The following is a 22,383-nucleotide window of genomic DNA, read 5'->3' as shown; positions in this document are numbered from 1 at the left end:
CACGCTGGAGTGATGTCTCGCGCAAAAGTCATTTTGCGTGAGCTATAAATCATTTATACTTCACAACTTGCGGTAATCAAGGATAATGCTACTACCGGGGCTGTAACTGCTCTCAGGATGCGGCGACCAAGGGAAACAGGTTGGAATCCAGCTGACTTCGCATTTTGAATTTCTTGTGTTGTCCATCCTCCCTCTGGGCCGGTGGCAATGACAATCTCGCCAGAGATGCTACTCAGCACTTTGTTTAAATGGGGATACTCTCCACGAGCCTCACAAATGTAGCGGTGACTTGTCTGATTCGCGGTGACAGCAGTGTTAAAAGTAACAGGTTCTAAAATTGTCGGTACGAAGGAGCGCTCTGATTGCTCGGCGGCTTCCGCAGCGATGCGCCGCCAGCGTTCAAGCTTTTGAGGACTCGGATCAAGCAAAGTGCGATCGCTCAATACTGGTGCAATACAAGTTACTCCCAACTCTGTACAACACCGCACCACTTCATCAAATCCATTACCTTTGGGCAACGCCATCATCAGCGTAATCGATACAGGTAATTCTGTTTCTACCAAAAGCGATTCTAAAACCTGTGCTTGTTCCCTTGCTAGCTGCGCTAACCACCATTTTCCTCTACCATCCATTGCAATAAAGCGATCGCCTTCACGCAAGCGCAACACACGCCCTAAATAATGCTGTTGTTCTTTTGTGAGCAAAATTTGCCCTTGTTGGAATTGGGAGGGTGCGATCGCAATTCTTTGCAGCTGAGACATTTTTCTTAATAAATTATTGGTCTGCTGTAGACATCTGCTGTCTAACCCAGGTACGGAAAGCACGAGTTGCTGCTATTTGTCCAACTTTCTTGCTTTCTTGGATAAATCGAGGAATTTCCGTCACCAGCACAGGCGCAAAAGTTGGACTGCGATCGCTTTGTGAGTATTGCCCACTGTTAAGGGTGTAAATTATCAACACATTTCCGTTATACCCCCAGAATTCTGGGACTCCCATTGAAGCATAAAGGGTCAACTTGTCTATCTTGGATCTGGAGTATTCTACTTCCAGTACTATGTCTGGTGGTGGATCTGTATTAAGGTCAATATTTTCTTTGTTGCGGACTAAGAATTCGTTTTGGATATAGTAACTACTGTCCGGCTCGGCTCCTTGCTCCAAATCATCCCGCGTCATAGTCAACGAGCCAGTGCTTTTAACTTCTAAACCAAATTCTTCACACAGCACAAGAACAAAACCTTCAATTAGACGGTTTGAGTTCTCGTGTGGCATCTGTGGCGTCATAATTTCTACAATTCCGTTGTCATAAGCTAGCCTTTTATTTCGCTCAGATCCCATATCTGCCAGCATAGCTTTGAATGTCTGCCAGCTGATGTTTTGCAGCACATCCCTAGTCTCTGCGAATTTTGCTGTCGTTACCATAGTTCAGTTTTTCTGTGGATGTTTTACCTAACTGTATTAGGACTTACGCCAGAGAGACACAGATGGATTTATCTGTGTCTCTGTTTGATTTCATTATCTTCAATTTTTCGGCTTATGAAAGATTCTGGAAGTAAGCCTCTAGTGCTTCAGTAACCAACTGAGTCATCGGCTTATCTTGGCTTTCTGCTACTTCCTTCAACTTGCTATAAACCTCTTCTTTCAAATTCACCCGATGGCGCGATTTGTTTGCACTATTGGCTGTTTGCGGGTCGTAGGTAGCAGTAAATTCGCGGATGGCATCAAAACCAAGGCGATCGCAAAAATCACCAAAGCTTTCTTTCGATTTCCGAGATTTCTTAAAGTAAACAAAAATCGGCTCTAGGAAGCTTTCTAAATCATTATGGTGCAGCTTTTCTGTGTAAGGTTGCGCCAGTCGAGTCTGATTTGGCGAACCCCCTAACCATAATTGGTAAGATTCTGGAGCGCTACCAACAAAGCCTAATTCTGCCAAGTAGGGACGAGCGCAGCCGTTGGGACATCCTGTCATCCTTACCACAAAATGTTCATTTTGTAAACCTATTTTATCTAACAGGGCGCGAATCCGCTCCAAAATCCCCGGTATTGCCCGTTCTGATTCCGTAACTGCCAAGCCGCAAGTGGGCAAAGCCGGACAAGCCATTGCATACCGTACTAAAGGTTCGATTTTACTAGGGTCGTCTCCGACACCCTGACGGCTGAGAATGTCTTGAATAGCTTGCTTGCTATCTGGTTCGATATCGTAAAAAATCAGATTGTGGTTAGGCGTCAGGCGGATGGGCAAGTTGAACTGCTCGACAATTTCCCGCAAGGCGGTTTTCAGTTGAAACGAACCTTCATCCTTGATTCGACCATTGTCAATGGAAATTCCTAAGAATAGCTTGCCATCACCTTGTTCATTCCAGCCGAGGAAGTCGTGATATTTAAACTCTGGCAGTGGTTTGAAGGCTTCAACTGGTTTGCCGAAATATTCTTCAACTTGGGTACGGAATTTATCTACACCCCAATCATTGATTAGATATTTTAATCTGGCATGACGACGATCGGTGCGATCGCCATAATCTCTCTGGGTAGCAACAATCGCTTTCACTACGTCGTAAACGTCATCCTTCGCTACATAGCCAATCTGGTCTGCTAGCCTAGCGAAAGTTTCTTCTTTACCGTGTGTTCTACCTAAGCCACCACCAGCAAAGATATTAAATCCTTCTAATTGTTTCTTCTTATTGGTAATTACTACCAAGGTCAGGTCTTGAGAATACAAATCAACCGAATTATCCCCTGGCACTGTCACGCAAATTTTAAACTTGCGGGGCATATAGTGAGTGCCATAAATTGGTTCTTCGTTGTCATGGATAATTGTGCCATTCCCATTGCGCTGTCGCGCTGCCTTCACCTCTGGGTTCTCTTCAGCACTAATTGCTTTTTCCCCATCTAACCAAATTTCGTAATAAGCGCCTGTTTGGGCTGAGAGCAAGTCAGCAATATTCTGGGCATACTCCCAAGCATACTGGTACTCTGGGCGATTCTTAAAGGGGGCTGGTGGTGCCATCACGTTGCGGTTGATGTCACCGCAAGCTCCCAAAGTCGTACCCAGGTTCTTGACAATTGTGGCAATTGCTGTCTTGAGATTCTTCTTTAAAATTCCGTGCATTTGGAAACCTTGACGGGTAGTTACTCGTAAGGTGTGGTTGCCATACTCATCAGCTAGTTTATCTAAAGCCAGATACAGCTGCTGTGGTACCAAACCACCCGGATTTTTTGTCCGCAGCATAAACTGGTAATCTTTTTCCTGTCCCTTGAGGCGGTTGTCGCGGTTATCCTGCTGGTAAGAACCGTGATACTTCAAAAGTTGCACCGCATTTTCGGTAAAATGGGTAGTATCTTCAAGGATCTCAGTTGCTACAGGTTCACGCAAAAAATTACTATTTTCCTTGATTCCTTCTAGTTTGGAAGGCTTACGGTTAGTGATGGGGGAAGGAGCAGATTTAACCATTAGACTTGTATAGTATTCTCAATAAAGCATTAGTAGACGCCGAATCAGCACCCTTCGGCTACTTGATCCCCGGTAATCCGGCCGGAATAATGAGGAATATTTTAATTTTACCACGGCAAAAGCCGGCTTTGTCAGTGATGTAACACTTAACAAAACCAGCTTTTTGGAGTAGTGAGTGAAGAAGTGCTAAGTCCTGAGTACTTAGTAAAGTATAGAGTGACCGAGGACTCAATAATCTTTTATTTGAAGCGATAGCCAAGACCACCATTGATGCTAACAGCAGAAGCATCGCTATTTGGGTAGGCATCAAGCCCTACCTTGGCGTTAGTGTATGACGAGGAAATTGTTAGCAACTTCCGATTCAACACCTGCACCTGTCACTGTTTTTATTGATGCATAACGCTTACAGGGTAACTATCTCTGGAAATAATAAAGAAGCTATTATAATCACATTTCAATATCTTTTGATCCTAGTTCTTTATTTCAAGACAGACGCTTTTTAGACTTTTACAATATTTGGAACTCAAACTAATACTAATTATCCGTAAACTTGCACTTAATGATTATTCCTTCTTCTTTGGCGTACTTGGCGTACTTGGCGGTTCGTCAAATAAAAATTAAGTGCATCTTCGTAGCGAATTGGTATAAGTCGGGATATGGTAAATAAAATACCCGATTAACAACTTTTTACCGAGCTTTTCACATAGGATGAAAAAGTAGGCTGTAGCATCTGTTGCAACAAGCTATAGAGGGAATCTATAAAGTTAATTTTGAGCAATTATTGTGGAGATTGAATAATGCTAACCGCTGCAAAAACGTTGTCTGGTTTGATGGGTTTATGTGTCGGTGATGCGTTGGGTGTGCCAGTGGAGTTTACTAGCCGTGCTGAACGAGTCAAATCTCCAGTGACAACGATGTTAGGTTATGGCACATGGAATCAACCATCAGGAACTTGGTCAGATGACAGTTCGTTAAGCTTTTGCTTGGCAGAATGTCTTTGTCGGGGGTATTCGTTGGATGCTATAGCTAATTCCTTCTGGCGCTGGTACAAAGAGGCTTACTGGACTCCTCGTGGCGATGTCTTTGATATTGGTCAAACGACCCATACAGCAATTATGCGCCTGAAACAGGGAGTTATTCCCCATCAGGCGGGTGGCAAAGTTGAAAATAGTAATGGCAATGGTTCTTTAATGAGAATCTTGCCGATGGCTTATTGTCACAGAAACTTAACTTTAGGGGAATTGCTGGCGCGGGTGCATGATGTTTCGGCGATTACCCATGCTCATGCGCGATCGCAAATGGCCTGTGGCATTTATATTAGTATTGCAGTGGCGCTCTTGGAAGGGGCTGACCTCCAAACAGCTTATTTACAAGGATTACAAGATATCCAAACAATTTATTCTGCCCGAGAATTTTTGTTAGAGAAGCCGCATTTTAGCAGAGTTTTGAATGGTGAGATTGCCAAGTTACCAGTAGAAGAGATTAATTCTGGTGGCTATGTGATTGATACCTTAGAGTCATCCCTGTGGTGTTTATTAAATAGCTCGTCTTATTCTGAGGCGGTACTGAAAGCTGTTAACTTAGGCGGAGATGCCGATACTACGGCCGCCGTCACCGGTGGGTTAGCAGGAATTTACTACGGAGTGGAAAATATTCCTCAAAAATGGATGAACCAAATTGCTCGTAGACAAGACATTATTTACTTGGCAGAGCGTTTTGCAAGGGCTGTTTACGCTTAGAGTTAGTAGTTGAGAGTGAGGAGTCAGGAGTTAAGATTTTCATAACTCCTGACTCCTCACTCTTTACTTTTAACTTGCTGAGAAATCCACTGCAAGTAGGCTTGAGAACTGGCAACAATTGGTAAAGCAATAATTTCTGACACTTCATAGGAGTGCAGTTCCTTAATTTTGGCCTCCATTGCCGGAAATTGCGCCAAATCAGTTTTAATCAGTAATTGCCATTCTTGCTCTTTATGCAGTTCCCCTTGCCAGGTGTAAATTGAGTGGATTGGTAACAGACTTACACAAGCAGCGAGTTTAGCTTCCACAAGGGCATTTGCAATTGCTTCTGCCTCCTGCATGTTGCCAGCTGTCACCAATACCACACCATAGTCAGCAGGTGTCTCCATAACCTCTAAACCGTCGTAGATAAGGAATAGACCTGACCATCAATCAACAGTCGCGTGATGCCCTTAGCTTGCAGATGAGTACGAGCCTTATGGAGCATTTTACTATCGGGAACTTTAATCACGCGATCGCGCTTCGTAGAAAAGCGCTTGGCGACACGATGGTTATCAAACACCGGCAAAGTTCTTTGCTGAGTTTCCAGGCTGGGAATTTGCCCCAAGTCACCAAAGTCCTTGAGAGGTCGGGTAATTAATTCCGAGGAACGGTCAATCACCAAATAGCAAGTTTTGGGCAAATTGGCTATCGATAAAGGTAAAACTTGAACTGATGCTTCACCTGGTCTTCGTTTTGTGACTAAAGGTCTTTGGTCATCCAGGTCATCATCATCAAAGTCTTCTTCCTCAAAGTCGTCATCTTCTAAATCATCATCTTCTAAATCGTCCAAATCCTCCGATTCGTCTAGCAAATCATCGCCCAGCATCTGCGCGATGACAGCCGCTCCTGGATGTTCATTCTTGAGCGGTGGGATGGGGATGCTGACAATTTCCGGCGGCTTTTGCTCTGGAGTTTCTAATTTTTCTGCGACTCGGAGCTTCGGTTTTTCCGACGCGGAGGGGCGTCGCCGCACCCGTCTACTAGCAGCGATTGACTCCGCCGTTTCCTCTGAGTAAAGTTCTTGCTCTACATGAATTATCCGACGTGGCAGTGGCTCAACCTTTGGCATCTCCAAGGGTTGGCTCTCGATGGGTGGAACTTCTATCTCAGGCTCTGGTTGACTCAGCAGGGGTAACTGCTCGTAGCTTACCTGCGCCCTTCCTTCAGGAGTTCTTGCAGCCCGCTTTAAAGAGACCAAGTATTCATACTCATCTTCTGGCAAAGTGCTTTTGAGCAGGCGACTAATTGTCGAGTTACTCACACCATAGCGGTCTGCCAAAGTTGAGGTTGTTTCGGCAGTCTCTCGATATAACTTAAGAATTTCTTGCTTGTCAGAATCTGTTAATTTTCTCACGGTAGATACCAAAAATCTTTACTAAGCTCGTTTTCGTCCGCTGGTACGCCGGGTTCGTCTTAGTGATGCGTCATATTCTAAGACAGCGCCCATGCCAAATAACACTCCACTAAACACCCAAAACACTTCTAATATCTCCCCACTTTGATAATTGGGGCCTTGGGCGTATTTAAACCACATATCTGCAATGTAGAGCGAAAAGGCCGCCGCTGCAATCATTCGCCAAGACTGGGCAACTCTTCCGCCCCAAAAGGCTAACAGCAAAATGGTAGCAATAATTAACAAAACCACATCGCTAACTACGTAAAACCAGTTCAAGATAGCAACTAGCAGTTCTGAGGGTTTTTCCTGTTGCATAGAAATCCACCATGCCAACAAACTACCGAACACTGCGATTGCTAACACAATTAGCCACTGCCATTTTTCCAGATTGATTCGTCTGGAAGCCACAGCTAAAATCATGCCTGCGCCAAGTAATAGATAAGTGAGTACAAAAAATATATCGCCTGAAGACACATCCGGTTCATCTTTTAAAACTATTTCGGTATAGCCAAAAATTATCCCCCCAACGAAATAGGAAAGCATACCTAAGCCAATTAAGAGCCAAACATTCCGTCCACTGACGATTTGCGGACTCAACCAGTTCCTCAAGCATAAGATACTCGCACCCAAATAAGCTAAAGCTTCAAAAATATTTGTGCCAATCACATACCACTCGGCCCGGCTTTCTATGCCATCTGTTCCGGGAACTTTGGCACTAAATAACAAAAAGTATAGCAGTGCTAGTACGGCCCAGCCAATATTAGCTAAAACAATGTTCTGAGTGGTGAAAATGGATTTAGAAAGGAACGAATTGTTGTAAAAGTTATTCATAGAACTTGACTATGTAGATGCACTCTGGCAGTATTTTGAGTTAAAGGACTGTGTGCCTAGCAGTTTGTCTGTCATGTAACACACAATCGGACACCAAAAGCAAGTGCCAACGGCAGGAACTTTTATTAAAAATTTCCATGCTACTGCCATAGTTTACCCAGTGGCGATTGATTTAGCCAACTGATAAACAGCGATCGCTCGGCTTCTGGCATGTCTTCTAGCTTATAAATCACTTGTTTGGTAAAATTAGCGTTGCCAAAATACGCCTTTCCTAGTCGATGCAGTTCTTGCAAGAGGATAACTACATGGTTTTCTTGCCAATCAGGCATTTTGGCTGTCGGCAAAGGATTAGTAGATACCAAATATTTAACTGCTTCTAGGGAAGATGCTTGGGGAAATTGTTTCTGTTGTAATACTTCTGCAATATCTTTTTCAAATAATGCAGCTTGCCGAGCACCTAAAAACTCTTCAATATCGATATAAACACCTTGTAACAGCAAAATACTGGCTTGGATGAAAATCCCCGTTTTGCCATGACTACCTGTGTCATTATCCAGCTGCTCTAAACGAATTTTACCCCAGACGCTAAAGCGTTCCGGTTCCTCCAGTAAAACACAGGCTTTACCCCGGTTATCCGTTAATTCTCTCCATAAGGCTCTAGCTTCTTCCTCTTGACTAGCTTTGAAGACACTAATCAAGCGAAAAGTTTGTCCTTGATAACTGAGGATCGGCACCTGCTGATCCCGTTTTGGGTGCTGAATGCTTGATATTTCAACATCCTGCCGTTTGAGAATAAACATGGCACTAGCAAATAACTCCTCACAGGGGCACTCTTAATATGGAATATATAATGGCATTTGGCAGCATCACCAAGGCTGAAATTACCTACCATACTGTGGGAATGAGCCTAGCGATCGCCAGATTCTTCCCGAAGGTAGCCCCCCAGAGGGCGTTGGCGCTAACGGGCAAATAACCTCTTGAAAACACAATATATTTGAACCAATACCCCATCTGTTTCGTTTTTAGTGTAGATTGACTAACTAGCGACTAGCATCTTAGCCTTGCTAGTGGTAAATCTGCAATTTTCGATTGCTTCTTGGTAGGTGAGAACGATATAATAGTGTAGGTGACTCCTTCGGGAGCCATTATTTTGTTTTGGGCGCGTAGCTCAGTGGATAGAGCAATTGCCTTCTAAGCAATCGGTCGCAGGTTCGAACCCTGCCGCGCTCGTTTAAACTCAATATGAACCCTCAAGTACCGTGAAGTGATATGATGATTTCCGCGATTGAGGGTTCGTTATTGCTGCATCATACTAAGAACAAAGGCGATATTGCTACTACAAAAGCGTAAGCAGCAAGTACTCTTTCCGGGGCATTTGCTTCACTTACAACCATTGTCAACAACAGTCCCAGGCTATCAACCAAAGTCTGCCGCTTTCTCTCTTTTATCTTTTTACCTCCATCAAAGCCGTACACATGCCACGCCAGTTGCTTCAAGTCGGCAAAGCCGCCCAACGCACTGGTTCCCTTTTCTCAGATCGTTTTTACCGACTGGCTGTCTGCTGCGATGCTTACGGTGAGCTTCGCTAACGCAGTGGATTGGGTTAACTTCCCCATTTTTTGACGAACTTGATCGCGTAAAGTATGATTCATTTGCTCCCAGATGCCACGTTTTTGCCACTTACGTTAGTAGCTGTAAACAGTTGAACTAGGCGGAAAATCCCCTGGCAGCATATCCAATTGACATCCTGTTTTCAAGTGGTAGTAAATGGCGTGACATATTTCTCGCACATCAGTAGTACGCGGATGCCCACCAAATTTAGCTGCTGGTATTAAAGGAGCTAGAATTTCCCATTCAGCATCGCACAGGTCTGTCGGATAAGGCTTGCGAGACATACTGATTCAGTAGATATACTCATTCAGAAGTATCTTATCCTTCTTGTTTAAGCTCGTTTCCTCTTCTTTAGATTTACTTTATAAATAGCCTCTTAGTCTTGCATCACTGGAAAGGGAACTAGGAACAATTCTTTTTAAGGTATAAAAATAGATGCGTTACACTCCGTTAACGCACTCTACTGGCATGACACACTTAACGGTAGTGCATTAAAAATCTCTGCAAACTCTAATTTTATAAATATAATGCAATTTTTATATGGCACCAATTTCGATTAGTTAACTAGTAATAATTTAAAATTAACTCTTAAGAAAAAGCACTATTTTTAGAATGTTTTTTGGTAGTAAAATTAGCAATTTTTTATTAAATTTCATAGTAATTATTGAGAATAGAGTTTATTCACAGATTAAAACCTTTTTTTAAAGGTTTTAACGCTTCAAACTGTCAAAAAACGATTGAGATTTTTGAGAAAAAAATACTTATGCTCCGTGATGATGTTAATAACAACGTGCTGTCAGATAAACGGCTAAATGTCACTTCAACCTCCTCATTAGATAGCTTTAATAGGAAGGATGACTACAGCCTCAACTTCATCGGACGTAGTAGCTACAACTCAGCCGATGCTGATGTGCAGTTGCAAAATAGCGGTAACTCCAAAAATAGCAGTAACGCTACTGCTAATGTTTTTAGGACTGAGAATTATAACTCGACCAATGGCTATGGCTTGATTAATGCAGCAGCAGCAGTGGCTAGAGCTACTCATCAAAATACCTTTGCTGATGTTCCTGATCTTGGTGGCAATAATTGGGGAGCAGACCTGGTTAAAGCACCGGAAGTCTGGGCAAAAGGATACACAGGTAAAGGCGTTGTTGTCGCTGTTGTAGATACTGGAGTTGACTACAACCACGAAGATTTAAAGGATAATATCTGGACGAATCCCAAGGAAATTGCTGGCAATGGTAAAGATGATGATGGCAATGGCTATGCTGATGATATCCACGGCTGGAACTTTGTTGACAATAATAATAATGTCTTAGATGACAACGGTCATGGTACTCATGTTTCCGGCACGATCGCAGGAGAAAATAATAACTACGGTGTTACTGGTATTGCTTATGATGCCAAGATTATGCCCGTCAAAGTTTTGGATGAGTCTGGCTCCGGTTCTTATAATTCCATATCTAAAGGTATTCGCTACGCCGTGGATAATGGAGCTAATGTGATTAACCTCAGTTTAGGAGGTCCATCTACCAATACTACTTTAGAGTCAGCCATTGACTATGCCAGCAGCAAAGGAGTGATTGTCGTCATGGCAGCAGGTAATGATGGTGACTCATCACCAGGGTATCCCGCTCGCTATGCATACAAGTCGGGAATTGCGGTTGGGGCAGTAGATAGAAATAATAATATGCCCGACTTCTCTGACCGCTCTGGAACGAAGGAGATCGCTTATGTCACAGCCCCAGGAGTCAAAGTTTACTCCTCAGTTCCGAATAATCAGTATGCCACCTATAGCGGCACGTCTATGGCTGCTCCCCACGTTGCTGGCGTAGTTGCTCTAATGCTTAGTGCTAACCACAACCTGACTGATGCCCAAGTCCGTCAGATTGTCACAGAAACGGCAGGAAATAGTACACAAACTACAAGCTCTAGTTTGAATATTTCCAATGTCAGTTCTCTGGCGAATCAGGTGATTGCAAGCACAGCCGGAAATAATACACAAACTACAATCTCTAGTTGGAATATTTCCAATGTCAGTTCTCTGGCAACGCAGGCGATGTCTGACGACAACCTGCTAGGCATCAAGACACAAACAGCAAATTATCTGACATCACAGACAATTTCTAGTTTTAATAGTTCTCATGTCGGTTCTTTAACAGGTCAGGCGATGTCTACGACGAGCATAGCTGCGGCAGAAACAACAAAATATTTGACACCGGAAACCCTTGCTACTTGGAATAATTCCGATTTTAGTTCTGTGAACGGTCAGGCGATGTCTACGACGGGTGTAGCTGCGGCAGAAACGACAAAATATCTGACACCAGCCGAAGCTAATAACGGATTAGCCAATCCAGAATTATCGTCACAATTCCAAAACTCTGAGAAGATTCTGAGCAGCATCAATGTGGATAGCAATGAGGATGAGAATAATCCTGATTTTGGCAAATTACTAGAGGGAATGCAAAAACAAATAGAACAGTATAGAAAATTCTTGGGTATCGCTTGAAAATTATATAGCGATCGCTCTTTGGTGTAGGTTGTAGAGTGCGACAGTTTAGCAAAAACCGCTGTTCCATCGCTTTTGAAATGGTTGTTAATAACCCCATCCTGCCTAACGGCTGAGGATGGGGCTTGTAAGGAATAACCTGCTTCGCTGAGGTTGGGGTATCTCACAAAAAGAAAGATGAAAACAGGCGAGGCACCAAACCTATCTAACTGAAAATGCCTCATTGAACCGCCGTGTCACAGGCTCAGTGATGAATGTCAAAATTGACTTTTTACGAGTGACAATTTCACCTGTAGCAGCCATCCCTGGTGTAAATTCTACTTCTTGACCCCGAACATTCACTGCGTGTTTATTTAGCTTAATTCTTGTAGGAAAAACTAAGCCTAATTCTTTATCAATAATTGCATTCGGACTGACTTGCATGACTTCGCCTTCCACAATGCCAAATTCCTGGAAGGGGAAAGTCGCCATTTTCACTTTTGCTTTCATTCCTTGACGAATAAACCCAATATCACGGTTGAGAACTTTCACCTCTAAGAGCATTTCTTCCCCTTCCGGCAAAATTGACAGCAATTCTTCACCTGATTGCACTGGGCCCTTAGTGGCTTTGACTCTGTAAATCGTACCGGCAACGGGAGCCTCAATCGTTTCTAAAGCTTGCTGCTTCCTCGCCTGCTCTAATTGACCTTGAACAGTTGTCAGTTCTTCTTTACGCTTGTTGAACTGGGTCAAAATTTCACTTTGGCGTTCTGATGCTACACGCTGGGCCTGGCTGCGTGCAGCGTTGTAAGCTTGTTCTGCTTGGTGAATTTCCTGAACTTGGGCAGCAATATCTTTTTCTAATGATGTGACTTTATCTTCAGCCTCTGTGATTTTATTCTGGGCGTTGGTCACTTCATCTTGTGCTCTGGTGATGTCTGTCTTTGCACGAGTTAATCTTTCTTGGGCATCTAGGTAATCCACACGAGGTACAGCGCCAGGAGTAATTAGAGTGCGTAGGCTTTTTTCCCTTTCTTGTGCAAGTGTCAAATTACTTTCAATTTTGATCCGAATGCTATCTGCGTTGACAAGGTTGGTTTTGGCATTGGTAGCGCTGCTTTTGGCATTAACTAAGTTGTCTTGCAATCGGCTCAAGCGAACTTTAGCTTGATTGATGAGTGCTATTTGGCGATTGGCTTCTGCTTCTGCCCCTGTTTGACGCGCTTGGAAGTCTTGCAGGCGGGAGTTTAAAAGTTCATCTTGCAGTTTCGTCCCGGTGGTTTTGCCTCCGGTGCGTTCTGCATCCAAACGTTGCAAATCGTCTTGAATCAATCTAGTAGATTTGGCTAGGCGGGAAACATCGGTTATTTGTAAGTCTGGATCTTTTTGAATCAGAACTTCACCTTTAGTAACGCGATCGCCTTCTTGCACTTTCACGGCGACAATTGACCCCCCACCCAAAGATGTCACCGGTCTTACCTGTGTGGAAGCAATTAATTCCCCTGGTGCTGTTGCTACTTCATCTATTTGCGAGAAATACGCCCAGGCGATCGCCCCAAATACGATGACGCTCATTGTTCCCGCTAATAATCTAGTATACAGGGGTGGCAATTCCTGTACCGCCTTCCCCAATTCATAGGTGAGTTGTTCCTCTGGTTGGGCGAATCGCTCTTTTGTCTGACGTGCTTGAGCAGCATTTGCAGCTAGGGAAGATTTCATTTTTGTCCTTTATCCTTTCTTCTTTGTCCTTTATCATTAGTCATTTGTCCTTTGTTATTCACTAATGACAAATGACTAATGACTAATGACTTGTATTTAATTTAAACTGCTAGATAGCGCCGCAAAAAATTTTCTAATGTTTCCAATTTGAAGTTAAAAATCGCCTCTAAATTGGCAATTTCATCTTTTGTACAAAAAAATTCATTTGCTAGCAATGTGCGAAAAGTTCCCAAAGCTTTTTGGGTTTGGGGATTAAATAAACCCAATGCATTCTGTAACCCATCAATGACAAATAGTGGTGAGTTAATTATTACTGGTTCTTTGGTGAAGATCCGACCAAAAATCCGGGGAATATCTTCTCTTAATAAAATCTCCGGCCCTCCCACTGATAAAATCTGATTGCGAGCGCCTTCAACTGTCACAGAATCCACGACTATCCTTGCCAAATCATCGGTACTTACAATTGAGGTACGATTTTTGCGATCGCCAATCAGCAAATACAATCCCGTTTCCCGAAATTGTTCTACTAGTGGCAGCAAGTTAGATGCTAATCCAGATGGGCGTAAAATAGTGTAATTCAAGCCACTAGCTGCCAAATATCGCTCTACTGCTCGTTTGGCTTTGAATACAGGAGCGTCTTCATATCCGCGATCGGCTCCCAATACAGAAATGAAGACAAAATGCTCTACGCCATTGGCTTTTGCTTGGTCAATCAGTTCAATATTGGCGCGGTAATCTAAAGATAGAGCATCGCTATCAGAACCGTGGGCGCTGATAATATACTGGATATCCCGACTAGCTTTCTGGATATCTTTTTCCTCTAGCAAGTCACCGATGAAGATTTCTGCACCCCGGTGTTCTAACTCGCTGTAGCGCGAGTTAAGGCGGACAAATGCCCGCACAGACTGCTCTCGTTGCCGTAGGAGTCGCACAACTCTGCGACCAATTCCTCCCGTTGCTCCAGTTACTAGAAACATATAAATACCTAAATTGAATACTTTCAGCGTTTATAGTTCTTGAAATGTTCGATATATGCTTAAAACCCGTTGAGCAATACTTAAATAACGTGAGCATATTTTTATACTTTTTTATGCTCAAGATATCCTCACGCCAACTAAGCCAATAGATCACACCTTATTTATTTTAATACTCTAAAAATGATCCCCCACATCCTTGTAGATGCAGGGGATAGGATAATGGAATTAGTTTTACTGGCTCAACAAGTTAATAGCTTGTTCAAGCGACATCTTAGCCTTATGCAAGTTCAGCAGGTTCTCCTGGTCGTATCGGTCAGTATAGCTCATTTTCCTGCCCTCTAAAGTTATCCGAATTAGTGCTGCTTGCTCATCTGTGGGTGAATTCATCTCCTCAATAGCAGAACTGATTATCTGGATAGCGTTAAAGTTAGGGAATTTTAACCCTTTACCTTGCTTCATTTGTTGCAGTGCTAAAAGTGGAAATGCCATCAGAGTTACGATGTACGAGGTTTTGTATCCTGCATTCCCGGTTGGTTTGATGCCGTATCTACGACACAAGTCGCGTAATTCTTTAATAGTCTTGATTTCAAGTTCGGAACGCGTGAACATAAAATAGTAGTGTCCATTTTTGAAATTGGATATTGGTGGTTGTACTTCCGGCAAGTTGTCGCAACCACCAAAAAACAATTTATTGTTTTGGCACCAAGTAAATCAAGCCTTATTTATATTTCTCAATAATGCCTAATCCTAAAGGGAACCCACAAAATTTACAACCAATTAAATCAAATAGAGAAGAATCATTAACAGAAAGGATTAACCTACGCATTACCAAGACTATGAAGGAAGAACTATCCACCAAGGATGATCCTCCAGAATTTTGCCGTCGTGCGATTCAGGAAGCATTAGAGAAAGATACAGAAAAGTAATCTCAAAGGGATAGTTATCACGAGTGTGTGAATTACTGGAATGAGTCAGCAATCAAGCATATTGAGATAGCAATATGCTTGATTGCTTGCGGAATACACCGAAATGAGAAAGCAAACTGGGGTTTGAGTAAGTAAAAGCTTATTTTGCTTGCGGAATACACCGAAATGAGAAAGCAAATACAGCTTTTGAGTAAGTCAAATGCCATTTTGTTTATTAAATTTGACTTTAGGGACTCCCAAATAAAAAAATACTCAACTACTTCTTGTGGGGTGGGCAACATGAGCGCCCATAGCCAAAAGCTGTTAAAATGAACACTCCACAAGATTGAATAATTTATTTGTTGAAAATCCTTTATTCATTTTTTTGATGTATTAACTAATAACTTAAGTAAGTAGACAAGAATAAATCAAACTATATTACGTAATATAAAATTAATTACAGTAGTAAGTATAATACGTTGGCAATTATTGCCTATATAGAGAAGTGGATATTAGGAGACTTATAGATGAGTGACGAAGATCAGTATGATGTCTTCCTTTGCCACAATAGCAAAGACAAGCCTGAAGTTATAGAAATTGCTCATGAATTAATAAGACAAGGAATTAAACCTTGGCTAGATAAGTGGGCACTTCGTCCTGGTTTAGCATGGCAGCCTGCACTAGAGAAACAAATAGAAAAGATTAAATCAGCAGCAGTTTTTGTAGGTAGCAGTGGATTTGGCCCCTGGCAAAGTCAAGAGATGAGAGCTTTTTTAAACGAATTTGTAGAGAGAAACTGTCCCGTGATTCCCGTTTTGCTTGGGAATACACCACAGCAGCCTAAACTCCCAATTTTTCTTAAAGGTAATACATGGGTTGACTTTCGGACAGATACTGAGGCTATGGAGAACTTAATTTGGGGTATTACTGGAAAACCGCCAGAGCGAAAACCAAAGCTACAGCCAGTAATTCAAGCCGATGACCTCAGTTCTGAGAAGGGAGTAAACTACACGCAATTGCGAGATTTGCTAGCAGCAGGCAAGTGGAAAGAAGTGGATGAAGGAAACTTTAGCTGTCATCCTCAAGGCATCTAGTAGGGAAAAGGAAAGCTGGTTTGATGACGAATCTATCAATAATTTTCCCTGTACTGACTTACGCACTATTAACCAACTTTGGGTAAAATATAGTGATGGGCGCTTTGGCTTTAGTGTTCAGAAGAAAATTAATTTGTTATATAAGGCTGACTGTTATCTAGAAGCCTGGGATAAATTTTGCGCTCACGTAGGATGGAAAGTAAAAGGAAACTGGATTGATTACTCTAATGTAGCTTTTAACACTTCAGCACCAGAGGGACACCTCCCATTTTCTGGACATGGTAAAGCTTTGTTGCAGAGTGGTGGGTTGTTATCTTTTCTCGCATCAAGACTTGGGAAGTGTAACATTTAAGCACTTCAGACTTTTATAAATATTTGTAACAAGGTTGTTTTCTACGAAATAATCAACATTTCAGAGATCCGATACCTGGCAGCCCCGTTGGGGAAGTCAAAAGTCAAAAGTCAAAAGTCAAAAAATTACTTCTTCAATTTTTCTTAGTCATAAACAATTCGTAATTAAAAGTTTTCCTAATTTAAAATCCCCCCATATCTTTGTAGATGCAGGGGGAGTATTAACAATTCAAAATTCAAAATTCAAAATTGTTGCAGATGGGGATTTAAACGCTTTGTGCAAACAGCCCACTTCAAAACTATTCAGCAGCTTTATTATTAGCCCTATTAGCACGCGCCTCAGCCGAAGCCATCACCTCATCCATATTCTCTAAAACTTCGCCAGGGAAGTTTTCCAAAACTCTGGTAGAAAGAGCAACTCGCCCTTTACCTTCATCCAAGTCAATAATTACAGCTTTAATTGGCTGACCAACTTGAAATACCTTGTCTAGAGATTCGATGAATTTTTGGCTTACCTGCTTGATATGAAGCAAGGCCCCCATACCATTTAAATCGACAAATACACCAAAAGGTTTGATGCCAGTAACTTTACCTTCCACCAATTGACCTAGTTCTAATAAGCTGAAGTTGCTAGAACGAGTTGCTAATCGCTGGGAAAGGATAAGTTTGTTGGTGTTACGATTAATTTCCAAAAAACCTACAGTCAGATTTTGACCTTTGAGTGCTTCTAAATTATCACGCTCTGCCAGGTGCGATCGCGGAATAAATCCCCGCAAAGAAAGAATATCGACGGTGACACCACCTTTATTCACACCCATAACCTTTACTTGCACAGTCTGAGCATTTTCCTGCATTTCGGCGAGTCGTTCCCAGATGTGCTGAATTTCCAACTGCTTTCGCGAAAGGGTGACTTGACCTTCTGCATCCTGATCTCGGATAATCAAAAACTGCATTTCCTCTTGCAATGGCAGCACCTCCGATAAATCGGTAACTGCTCTCAAAGAAGCCTCATCGCGCGGCAGAAAAGCTGACGACTTGCCACCAATATCGACATAGGCTCCATCATGGTCAAGTTGGAACACTTTGCCATGTACAACCTGTCCCTTTTGAAACTGGTAGTCGTGTTTTTCTAGTGCTTTGGCAAAATCGTCCATCGTAAATGACGAATTGGCTGTTTGAGAAAGTTTCGATTCGGAATTCATGACTTTTGAAGATTAATTGTTATTTGATATCGTGCCACTGAAGTTTAGATTGTCATTTGTCATTTGTCCTTTGTCTGTAATTACGCGATGTGTAACTTAATATTCTGACTTCTCTCCTAAAAGGAAAGAGGCTTTGAATTTTCCCCATTCCCTACCTTCTCTTCTCTACGAGAGGCTGCGCCAACGAGACGCTTCGCGTAGCTTCTCCGTAGGAGTACGGAACGCTGCGCGAACATAGGGAAGGGATCTGAGGGGTTAGGTTTGAGTAAAAGTTGCACACGGCGTTGTGGTTATTACTAATCACAAATGACAAAAAACGAACTTGGCTGCGTATGCTTCAGTTTAGTTGACTAAACAGTTGTTTCACTTGCTCCCAAGCATCGGCCACAGCTTTAGGATTATAACTGGCACGATGGTCACAGAAAAATCCGTGATCAGCTCCATCGTAGCGAAACACACGATGAGGAATTTTATATTTTTCTAACTCTGCTTCAATCTCATCTACTTGTCCGGCTGGGATGCTAGCATCTTCTGCACCAAAAAAGGCATAAACAGTACCTGTTATTTCTCTGGTGCGAGTGACAGTGGGAGCGCCACCTCCTGGTGTGCGGGCGGTAATTCCAGCACCGTAGAAGGAAGCCGTAGCTTTAATATCTGGTAAGGTGGCTGCAAGATATGCAACATGACCCCCAAAGCAGAAGCCAATACAGCCAAAGCCATCTTTTTTCACTTGGGGCAGATTTTTGAGGTAGTCAATTGCTAGTTGAATATCGCTCAATAACTCTGATGCTTGAGTTTGCATGGCGTAGCCTCTGCCCGTTTCAATATCTTCGGTTGTGTATCCGGTTTCAAAACCAGGAGCAATCCGTTGAAAAAGTGCAGGTGCGATCACTACATACCCAAGTTTCGCAATCCGTTCTGTAACTTCCCGAATGTGAATGTTGACACCAAAAATCTCTTGCAATACCACGACTCCTGGGTAAGATCCAGATTCTTTTGGCTCTGCCAGATAAGCAGACACTTGAATATTATCTTGCAAAAGATTAACCGTTGTGGTAATTATTGCTTGCTCTGTCATAATAATTTTTACTAGTGCTATGTGATTAGCCCTGTGTTTATTTGATATAACTATGCCAGTATGTCCAGCTTATTTGCAATTAAATTATCAATTACCAATAATGAGCGCATTAGAAATTTTTACCAGAAAAACTTCATGTGTAAATCAAATATTTGACATGTAACAAATGCATCTAGTCACTAAAGTAGTGCTGAGTTAAAAGTGCCGAGTGCTGAGTAGGAAAGCAACACTTAATACTCAAAACTCAGCACGGGCTAAACGCCCCGCTATCGCTAACAGCACTTAGTATTCAGGAGGTTTGCTGATGATTCAATTCCGTATTCAGCCAGACAGCGAAATTCCCGCATCAACCCAGCTGTTTAATCAAATCCGGTTTGCGATCGCTTCCCGGCAATATCCCCCTGCTTACAAATTGCCAAGTACACGAGCGCTGGCAATGCAAACTGGATTACACCGCAATACCATAAGCAAAGTTTACCGTCAACTGGAGGAAGACGGATTTGTTGAAAGCATGGCTGGTTCGGGAATTTATGTTCGTGCCCAAGGTCATGAGGGCGGTAGCAGGCTGCAATCACCAATTCTCAAACAAAATCCTGATGCATATCAAGTTGTCCAGCAAGCACTTGACGAGCTTCTCTCCCAAGGATGTTCACTGAATCAAGCCAGAGAGCTATTTTTAGCAGAAATTGACTGGCGCTTGCGTTGTAGTGCGCGAGTACTGGTTGCAGTTCCATCTTATGACATGGGTGCTGGTGAGTTGATGGTGTATGAATTAGAGCGAGCTTTGAAAATACCAGTCCAGTTGGTAGCAATGGAAGAATTAACAGCCGCGCTAGATAAAACTACCTCTGCGACAGTAGTCACAAGTCGGTATTTTATCAGTAATGTAGAAGCGATCGCAGCTCCAAAAGCTGCACGAGTGATTCCTCTAGATATTTACGACTACACCAAAGAACTCAACCTATTGAAAACCCTACCAAAAGAAAACTGTGTAGGCATAGTTAGCCTTAGTTCCGGGATTGCACGAGCAGCAGAAGTAATCCTCCACGGTCTGCGAGGGGATGAACTACTAGTGATGACTTCGCAACCAAAAGATGCTTATAAACTTCAAGCTATGGTTAAACGGGCTGAGGTAATTATAAGTGATCAAGCCAGTTTTGCGGCAGTGCAAGCAGCCGTGCAAGCATGTGATGAAGATATTATTCGTCCACCGAAGCTGATTAAGGTTGAGAATTATATCGGCGCTAACTCGATTAACTTGCTAAAACGAGAACTGGGTTTGGGTTAATTTCAAGATAATTCGACCAACATCTTTGAGAGCAACTGATACAGGAGGGATGAGGTGGTACAGATTGTGATTGTGGGCGCAGGCCCAACAGGTGTAACACTTGCCCTGCTCCTTGCAAAACGTGGTATTGCTGTAACGTTAATTGAAGCAGCAAAAGACTTTCATCGAGTTTTTCGCGGCGAAGGATTAATGCCTAGTGGGTTAGATGCACTAGAGCAAATGGGTCTATCAGCATTGTTGGAGCATATTCCCCATCGACAACTCGACGCCTGGGAATTCATTCTAGGAGAAAAGCAGTTGTTTCGAGCTGATGAACCAATGGGGGCGACCCGACCCTGTACACTGGTTTCACAACCACCACTACTCAAAGCACTGATTTCGGAAGCCCAAACCAATGATGGGTTTGAATTTATCCAGGGTGTTCCAGTCAAGGATTTACGGTGGAGTAATCAACGTGTAGCAGGTGTAGTACTGAGCGATGGCAGAGAACTTACTGCTGACTTAGTGATTGGGGCAGATGGTCGAAATTCTCTTGTGCGACAACGTATAGGATTGGAATTGGTACGCCAGCCCAAAAATATTGATATTCTTTGGTTTAAACTTGCCGCCAGCCCTGAGTTTGCAACCGATAATGTATTTCGTACTATTGTAAATGGCGATCGCGTATTTAGCATCTTTCACGGAGCAGAGTCAGGGAAACTGCATCTGGCTTGGGTGATGTCCGCAACCGAAAACACTGACTCCAAGCAAGCCAACTGGGCAGAGATTTTTGCCTCACTATCACCCTCATGGCTAGCAGAGCATTTCCGTAATCATGCACACACAATTGAATCTCCCATTCGGCTCTCTGTTGTGGTTGGTTATTGTCCACAATGGCACGCACCAGGGGTACTGCTTCTGGGTGACGCTGCACACCCAATGTCTCCTGTCCGTGCTCAAGGAATTAATCTAGCATTGCGTGATGTGATTGTCGCTGCTAATCATCTTGTGCCATTGTTGCACAGAGAAACTAGACACCAGGATATTGACATGGCACTATCGCACATCCAAGCAGAACGTGAGCCAGAAATTATCCGCGCCCAGCAACTCCAGTTAGAGGAGGCTACACAAGGCGAACAACTGCGAAAAAATGCCCTGCTGCGTTCGCTGTTGATTCAACTTGCTCCCTTGCTCCGTAAAACAATTAAAAAGTCTTGGTTAAAGCGACAATATAAAATGCGTCAAGGTATCACACAGGTACACTTAACTGTCTAAAAAACCGCCATCAGTTATCCGACTTGTGGTTGTGGGGTATTAATTTGCAAAAACTCTTGCACCCGTCGCAAGTAAGTTGGCGCATCTTCCAACATCGGGAAATGCGCTGTTTTAGGAATCATCACAAATTCCACTTTGTCACTCAGTGCAGCTGCTTGACGCCCCATCGAGGCTGGAATAATTTTGTCATATTCCCCCGCCACAAGCAGAGTCGGCACTGTCAGCTTGGCAAACTCTTGCGGCATCACTTCAGATTGAGCCTTACTGACTGAAGTAAAAATTGTCCCTAAAGCCGCATCGTAATCTGCTTCGAGAAAATCTTGCAAAAAAGCTTGCCGCTCAGAATGTGGTATGGAACTATGCAGAAATCTGGCCATAAACATGCGGTCAACAAATGGAATTTTGCTTAACCACTTGGGACGGAATTTAACTACATAGCCACCGAATTTATGAAAAGCATTAAAGGATTTTTCGTCGTACTCAAAAACGCCGCTACAGGTTAAAATTCCTCGTTCCACTCGTTGGGGGTAGCGGTTAAAAAATAAAGTAGCAACAGATGCGCCCATCGAGTGAGCATTGATATAAACACGCTGAAGATGCAACCCATCTAACAAAGCTGCCAAATCATCAGCGTATTCCTCTAATTCATAGGTTAACTCTCTGATTGCCTCTGATTCTTCCTGCGGGGACTCAGATTCGGCGACAGCTTCACTTGCTTGGGCGATGGTTGGCTTCCCACCAGAACGGCCAAATCCCCGCATATCGTAGAGTAAACAATCAAATTGCTCTGATAAAGCATCAGCAGTATTTTGCCAATATCTAGCCGAACCAGCCCAACCATGCATGAAAATCATCACTGGTTTTACCAAAGAACCAGATGGTTTTTTCACCCATTCGTAGTAATGATCAACGCCACGAACATTAATATAAGGCATTTGTTATTTGTCCCTTGTCCTTCGT

General features: G+C 42.9%; 22 protein-coding genes, 1 tRNA gene and 1 pseudogene. 9 read left to right on the top strand and 15 right to left on the bottom strand.

The genetic code is table 11. From position 1 onward, the window contains the following. Nucleotides 1-53: 53 nt before the first annotated feature. The 4 genes from V7K85_RS12985 to V7K85_RS12970 form a co-directional block, all read right to left on the bottom strand. A complete protein-coding gene (locus V7K85_RS12985) occupies nt 54-761 on the bottom strand; it encodes a 16S rRNA (uracil(1498)-N(3))-methyltransferase (RefSeq protein WP_334814078.1) in 708 nt (235 codons plus the stop codon). A gap of 13 nt (nt 762-774) precedes the next feature. Next, entirely contained in the window at nt 775-1,419 is a 645-nt protein-coding gene (locus V7K85_RS12980) for a Uma2 family endonuclease (RefSeq protein WP_334814077.1), read from the bottom strand. A gap of 112 nt (nt 1,420-1,531) precedes the next feature. Then, complete coding sequence (gene sir, locus V7K85_RS12975) at nt 1,532-3,448, bottom strand: sulfite reductase, ferredoxin dependent (protein ID WP_334814076.1); 1,917 nt, start codon at nt 3,446-3,448, stop codon at nt 1,532-1,534. 239 nt (nt 3,449-3,687) lie between these two features. Then, on the bottom strand, nt 3,688-3,816 hold the full coding sequence (locus V7K85_RS12970) for a hypothetical protein (protein ID WP_334814104.1): 129 nt from the start codon (nt 3,814-3,816) through the stop codon (nt 3,688-3,690). A 429-nt stretch (nt 3,817-4,245) separates the two neighbouring features. Between V7K85_RS12970 and V7K85_RS12965 the strand changes: the two genes are divergently transcribed. Beyond that, a complete protein-coding gene (locus V7K85_RS12965) occupies nt 4,246-5,187 on the top strand; it encodes an ADP-ribosylglycohydrolase family protein (protein WP_334814075.1) in 942 nt (313 codons plus the stop codon). A gap of 56 nt (nt 5,188-5,243) precedes the next feature. Here the strand turns inward: V7K85_RS12965 and cutA are convergent, their stop codons facing one another. The 4 genes from cutA to V7K85_RS12945 form a co-directional block, all read right to left on the bottom strand. After that, entirely contained in the window at nt 5,244-5,576 is a 333-nt protein-coding gene (cutA, locus tag V7K85_RS12960; protein WP_334814074.1) for a divalent-cation tolerance protein CutA, read from the bottom strand. 5 nt (nt 5,577-5,581) lie between these two features. Next, the gene (locus V7K85_RS12955) at nt 5,582-6,583 is read right to left on the bottom strand and encodes a transposase (protein ID WP_334814073.1); all 1,002 of its coding nucleotides are present in this window, start codon (nt 6,581-6,583) and stop codon (nt 5,582-5,584) included. A gap of 21 nt (nt 6,584-6,604) precedes the next feature. Continuing rightward, nucleotides 6,605-7,456 (bottom strand): hypothetical protein, encoded by an 852-nt coding sequence (locus tag V7K85_RS12950; RefSeq protein WP_334814072.1) that lies wholly within the window; start codon nt 7,454-7,456, stop codon nt 6,605-6,607. Nucleotides 7,457-7,596: 140 nt separating this feature from the next. After that, a complete protein-coding gene (locus V7K85_RS12945) occupies nt 7,597-8,256 on the bottom strand; it encodes an Npun_F0813 family protein (protein ID WP_334814071.1) in 660 nt (219 codons plus the stop codon). A 38-nt stretch (nt 8,257-8,294) separates the two neighbouring features. Here V7K85_RS12945 and V7K85_RS12940 point away from each other — a divergent pair, with 38 nt between their 5' ends. Together V7K85_RS12940 and V7K85_RS12935 are read left to right on the top strand one after the other, a co-directional pair. Next, a complete protein-coding gene (locus V7K85_RS12940) occupies nt 8,295-8,429 on the top strand; it encodes a hypothetical protein (protein ID WP_334814070.1) in 135 nt (44 codons plus the stop codon). Nucleotides 8,430-8,613: 184 nt separating this feature from the next. Further along, nucleotides 8,614-8,686: transfer RNA gene (locus tag V7K85_RS12935), tRNA-Arg, on the top strand. A 107-nt stretch (nt 8,687-8,793) separates the two neighbouring features. Here the strand turns inward: V7K85_RS12935 and V7K85_RS12930 are convergent. After that, nucleotides 8,794-9,351, bottom strand: a pseudogene (locus V7K85_RS12930) (IS5 family transposase); the annotation flags it as partial. A 479-nt stretch (nt 9,352-9,830) separates the two neighbouring features. On the opposite strand from V7K85_RS12930, the gene V7K85_RS12925 reads away from it, so the two are divergent. Next, on the top strand, nt 9,831-11,576 hold the full coding sequence (locus tag V7K85_RS12925) for a S8 family peptidase (RefSeq protein ID WP_334814069.1): 1,746 nt from the start codon (nt 9,831-9,833) through the stop codon (nt 11,574-11,576). Between the two features lie 201 nt (nt 11,577-11,777). Here V7K85_RS12925 and V7K85_RS12920 read toward each other — a convergent pair whose 3' ends face one another. The 3 genes from V7K85_RS12920 to V7K85_RS12910 all read right to left on the bottom strand — a co-directional run bounded on the left by V7K85_RS12920 (nt 11,778) and on the right by V7K85_RS12910 (nt 14,860). Beyond that, a complete protein-coding gene (locus tag V7K85_RS12920; RefSeq protein WP_334814068.1) occupies nt 11,778-13,274 on the bottom strand; it encodes an HlyD family efflux transporter periplasmic adaptor subunit in 1,497 nt (498 codons plus the stop codon). A gap of 101 nt (nt 13,275-13,375) precedes the next feature. Further along, on the bottom strand, nt 13,376-14,251 hold the full coding sequence (locus tag V7K85_RS12915; RefSeq protein WP_334814067.1) for an SDR family oxidoreductase: 876 nt from the start codon (nt 14,249-14,251) through the stop codon (nt 13,376-13,378). Nucleotides 14,252-14,482: 231 nt separating this feature from the next. Beyond that, the gene (locus tag V7K85_RS12910; protein WP_334814066.1) at nt 14,483-14,860 is read right to left on the bottom strand and encodes a hypothetical protein; all 378 of its coding nucleotides are present in this window, start codon (nt 14,858-14,860) and stop codon (nt 14,483-14,485) included. Nucleotides 14,861-14,988: 128 nt separating this feature from the next. Here V7K85_RS12910 and V7K85_RS12905 point away from each other — a divergent pair, with 128 nt between their 5' ends. The 3 genes from V7K85_RS12905 to V7K85_RS12895 all read left to right on the top strand — a co-directional run bounded on the left by V7K85_RS12905 (nt 14,989) and on the right by V7K85_RS12895 (nt 16,602). Next, a complete protein-coding gene (locus tag V7K85_RS12905) occupies nt 14,989-15,177 on the top strand; it encodes a hypothetical protein (RefSeq protein ID WP_334814065.1) in 189 nt (62 codons plus the stop codon). Between the two features lie 506 nt (nt 15,178-15,683). Next, nucleotides 15,684-16,250 (top strand): toll/interleukin-1 receptor domain-containing protein, encoded by a 567-nt coding sequence (locus V7K85_RS12900; protein WP_334814064.1) that lies wholly within the window; start codon nt 15,684-15,686, stop codon nt 16,248-16,250. After that, complete coding sequence (locus V7K85_RS12895; protein WP_334814063.1) at nt 16,213-16,602, top strand: GUN4 domain-containing protein; 390 nt, start codon at nt 16,213-16,215, stop codon at nt 16,600-16,602. Before V7K85_RS12900 ends, V7K85_RS12895 begins: the two co-directional genes overlap by 38 nt. Nucleotides 16,603-16,900: 298 nt before the next feature. Here the strand turns inward: V7K85_RS12895 and V7K85_RS12890 are convergent, their stop codons facing one another. Both V7K85_RS12890 and V7K85_RS12885 read right to left on the bottom strand, forming a co-directional pair. After that, a complete protein-coding gene (locus V7K85_RS12890) occupies nt 16,901-17,803 on the bottom strand; it encodes a S1 RNA-binding domain-containing protein (protein ID WP_334814062.1) in 903 nt (300 codons plus the stop codon). A 337-nt stretch (nt 17,804-18,140) separates the two neighbouring features. Then, on the bottom strand, nt 18,141-18,881 hold the full coding sequence (locus tag V7K85_RS12885) for a dienelactone hydrolase family protein (RefSeq protein WP_334814061.1): 741 nt from the start codon (nt 18,879-18,881) through the stop codon (nt 18,141-18,143). 304 nt (nt 18,882-19,185) lie between these two features. Between V7K85_RS12885 and V7K85_RS12880 the strand changes: the two genes are divergently transcribed. Then, the gene (locus V7K85_RS12880; protein ID WP_334814060.1) at nt 19,186-20,169 is read left to right on the top strand and encodes a GntR family transcriptional regulator; all 984 of its coding nucleotides are present in this window, start codon (nt 19,186-19,188) and stop codon (nt 20,167-20,169) included. Nucleotides 20,170-20,223: 54 nt separating this feature from the next. Continuing rightward, entirely contained in the window at nt 20,224-21,423 is a 1,200-nt protein-coding gene (locus tag V7K85_RS12875; RefSeq protein WP_334814059.1) for an FAD-dependent oxidoreductase, read from the top strand. Nucleotides 21,424-21,437: 14 nt separating this feature from the next. Here V7K85_RS12875 and V7K85_RS12870 read toward each other — a convergent pair whose 3' ends face one another. Beyond that, nucleotides 21,438-22,358 carry an alpha/beta fold hydrolase gene (locus V7K85_RS12870; RefSeq protein ID WP_334814058.1) on the bottom strand — a complete coding sequence of 307 codons (921 nt, stop codon included), beginning with the start codon at nt 22,356-22,358 and terminating at the stop codon, nt 21,438-21,440. Nucleotides 22,359-22,383: the final 25 nt, after the last annotated feature.

This window comes from Nostoc sp., assembly GCF_036917615.1.
In the GTDB taxonomy this organism is placed as follows: domain Bacteria; phylum Cyanobacteriota; class Cyanobacteriia; order Cyanobacteriales; family Nostocaceae; genus Nostoc.
Note: the sequence above shows the minus strand (reverse complement) of the source record. Positions and strands in the feature narration are given on the sequence as shown.

What these genes read in the sequence shown, in the direction of transcription:
- V7K85_RS12985 (WP_334814078.1), bottom strand. Translation starts at nt 761, where the DNA reads ATGTCTCAGCTGCAAAGAATTGCGATCGCACCCTCCCAATTCCAACAA.
- V7K85_RS12980 (WP_334814077.1), bottom strand. Translation starts at nt 1,419, where the DNA reads ATGGTAACGACAGCAAAATTCGCAGAGACTAGGGATGTGCTGCAAAAC.
- sir (WP_334814076.1), bottom strand. Translation starts at nt 3,448, where the DNA reads ATGGTTAAATCTGCTCCTTCCCCCATCACTAACCGTAAGCCTTCCAAA.
- V7K85_RS12965 (WP_334814075.1), top strand. Translation starts at nt 4,246, where the DNA reads ATGCTAACCGCTGCAAAAACGTTGTCTGGTTTGATGGGTTTATGTGTC.
- cutA (WP_334814074.1), bottom strand. Translation starts at nt 5,576, where the DNA reads ATGGAGACACCTGCTGACTATGGTGTGGTATTGGTGACAGCTGGCAAC.
- V7K85_RS12950 (WP_334814072.1), bottom strand. Translation starts at nt 7,456, where the DNA reads ATGAATAACTTTTACAACAATTCGTTCCTTTCTAAATCCATTTTCACC.
- V7K85_RS12945 (WP_334814071.1), bottom strand. Translation starts at nt 8,256, where the DNA reads ATGTTTATTCTCAAACGGCAGGATGTTGAAATATCAAGCATTCAGCAC.
- V7K85_RS12940 (WP_334814070.1), top strand. Translation starts at nt 8,295, where the DNA reads ATGGAATATATAATGGCATTTGGCAGCATCACCAAGGCTGAAATTACC.
- V7K85_RS12925 (WP_334814069.1), top strand. Translation starts at nt 9,831, where the DNA reads ATGCTCCGTGATGATGTTAATAACAACGTGCTGTCAGATAAACGGCTA.
- V7K85_RS12920 (WP_334814068.1), bottom strand. Translation starts at nt 13,274, where the DNA reads ATGAAATCTTCCCTAGCTGCAAATGCTGCTCAAGCACGTCAGACAAAA.
- V7K85_RS12915 (WP_334814067.1), bottom strand. Translation starts at nt 14,251, where the DNA reads ATGTTTCTAGTAACTGGAGCAACGGGAGGAATTGGTCGCAGAGTTGTG.
- V7K85_RS12910 (WP_334814066.1), bottom strand. Translation starts at nt 14,860, where the DNA reads ATGTTCACGCGTTCCGAACTTGAAATCAAGACTATTAAAGAATTACGC.
- V7K85_RS12905 (WP_334814065.1), top strand. Translation starts at nt 14,989, where the DNA reads ATGCCTAATCCTAAAGGGAACCCACAAAATTTACAACCAATTAAATCA.
- V7K85_RS12900 (WP_334814064.1), top strand. Translation starts at nt 15,684, where the DNA reads ATGAGTGACGAAGATCAGTATGATGTCTTCCTTTGCCACAATAGCAAA.
- V7K85_RS12895 (WP_334814063.1), top strand. Translation starts at nt 16,213, where the DNA reads ATGAAGGAAACTTTAGCTGTCATCCTCAAGGCATCTAGTAGGGAAAAG.
- V7K85_RS12890 (WP_334814062.1), bottom strand. Translation starts at nt 17,803, where the DNA reads ATGAATTCCGAATCGAAACTTTCTCAAACAGCCAATTCGTCATTTACG.
- V7K85_RS12885 (WP_334814061.1), bottom strand. Translation starts at nt 18,881, where the DNA reads ATGACAGAGCAAGCAATAATTACCACAACGGTTAATCTTTTGCAAGAT.
- V7K85_RS12880 (WP_334814060.1), top strand. Translation starts at nt 19,186, where the DNA reads ATGATTCAATTCCGTATTCAGCCAGACAGCGAAATTCCCGCATCAACC.
- V7K85_RS12870 (WP_334814058.1), bottom strand. Translation starts at nt 22,358, where the DNA reads ATGCCTTATATTAATGTTCGTGGCGTTGATCATTACTACGAATGGGTG.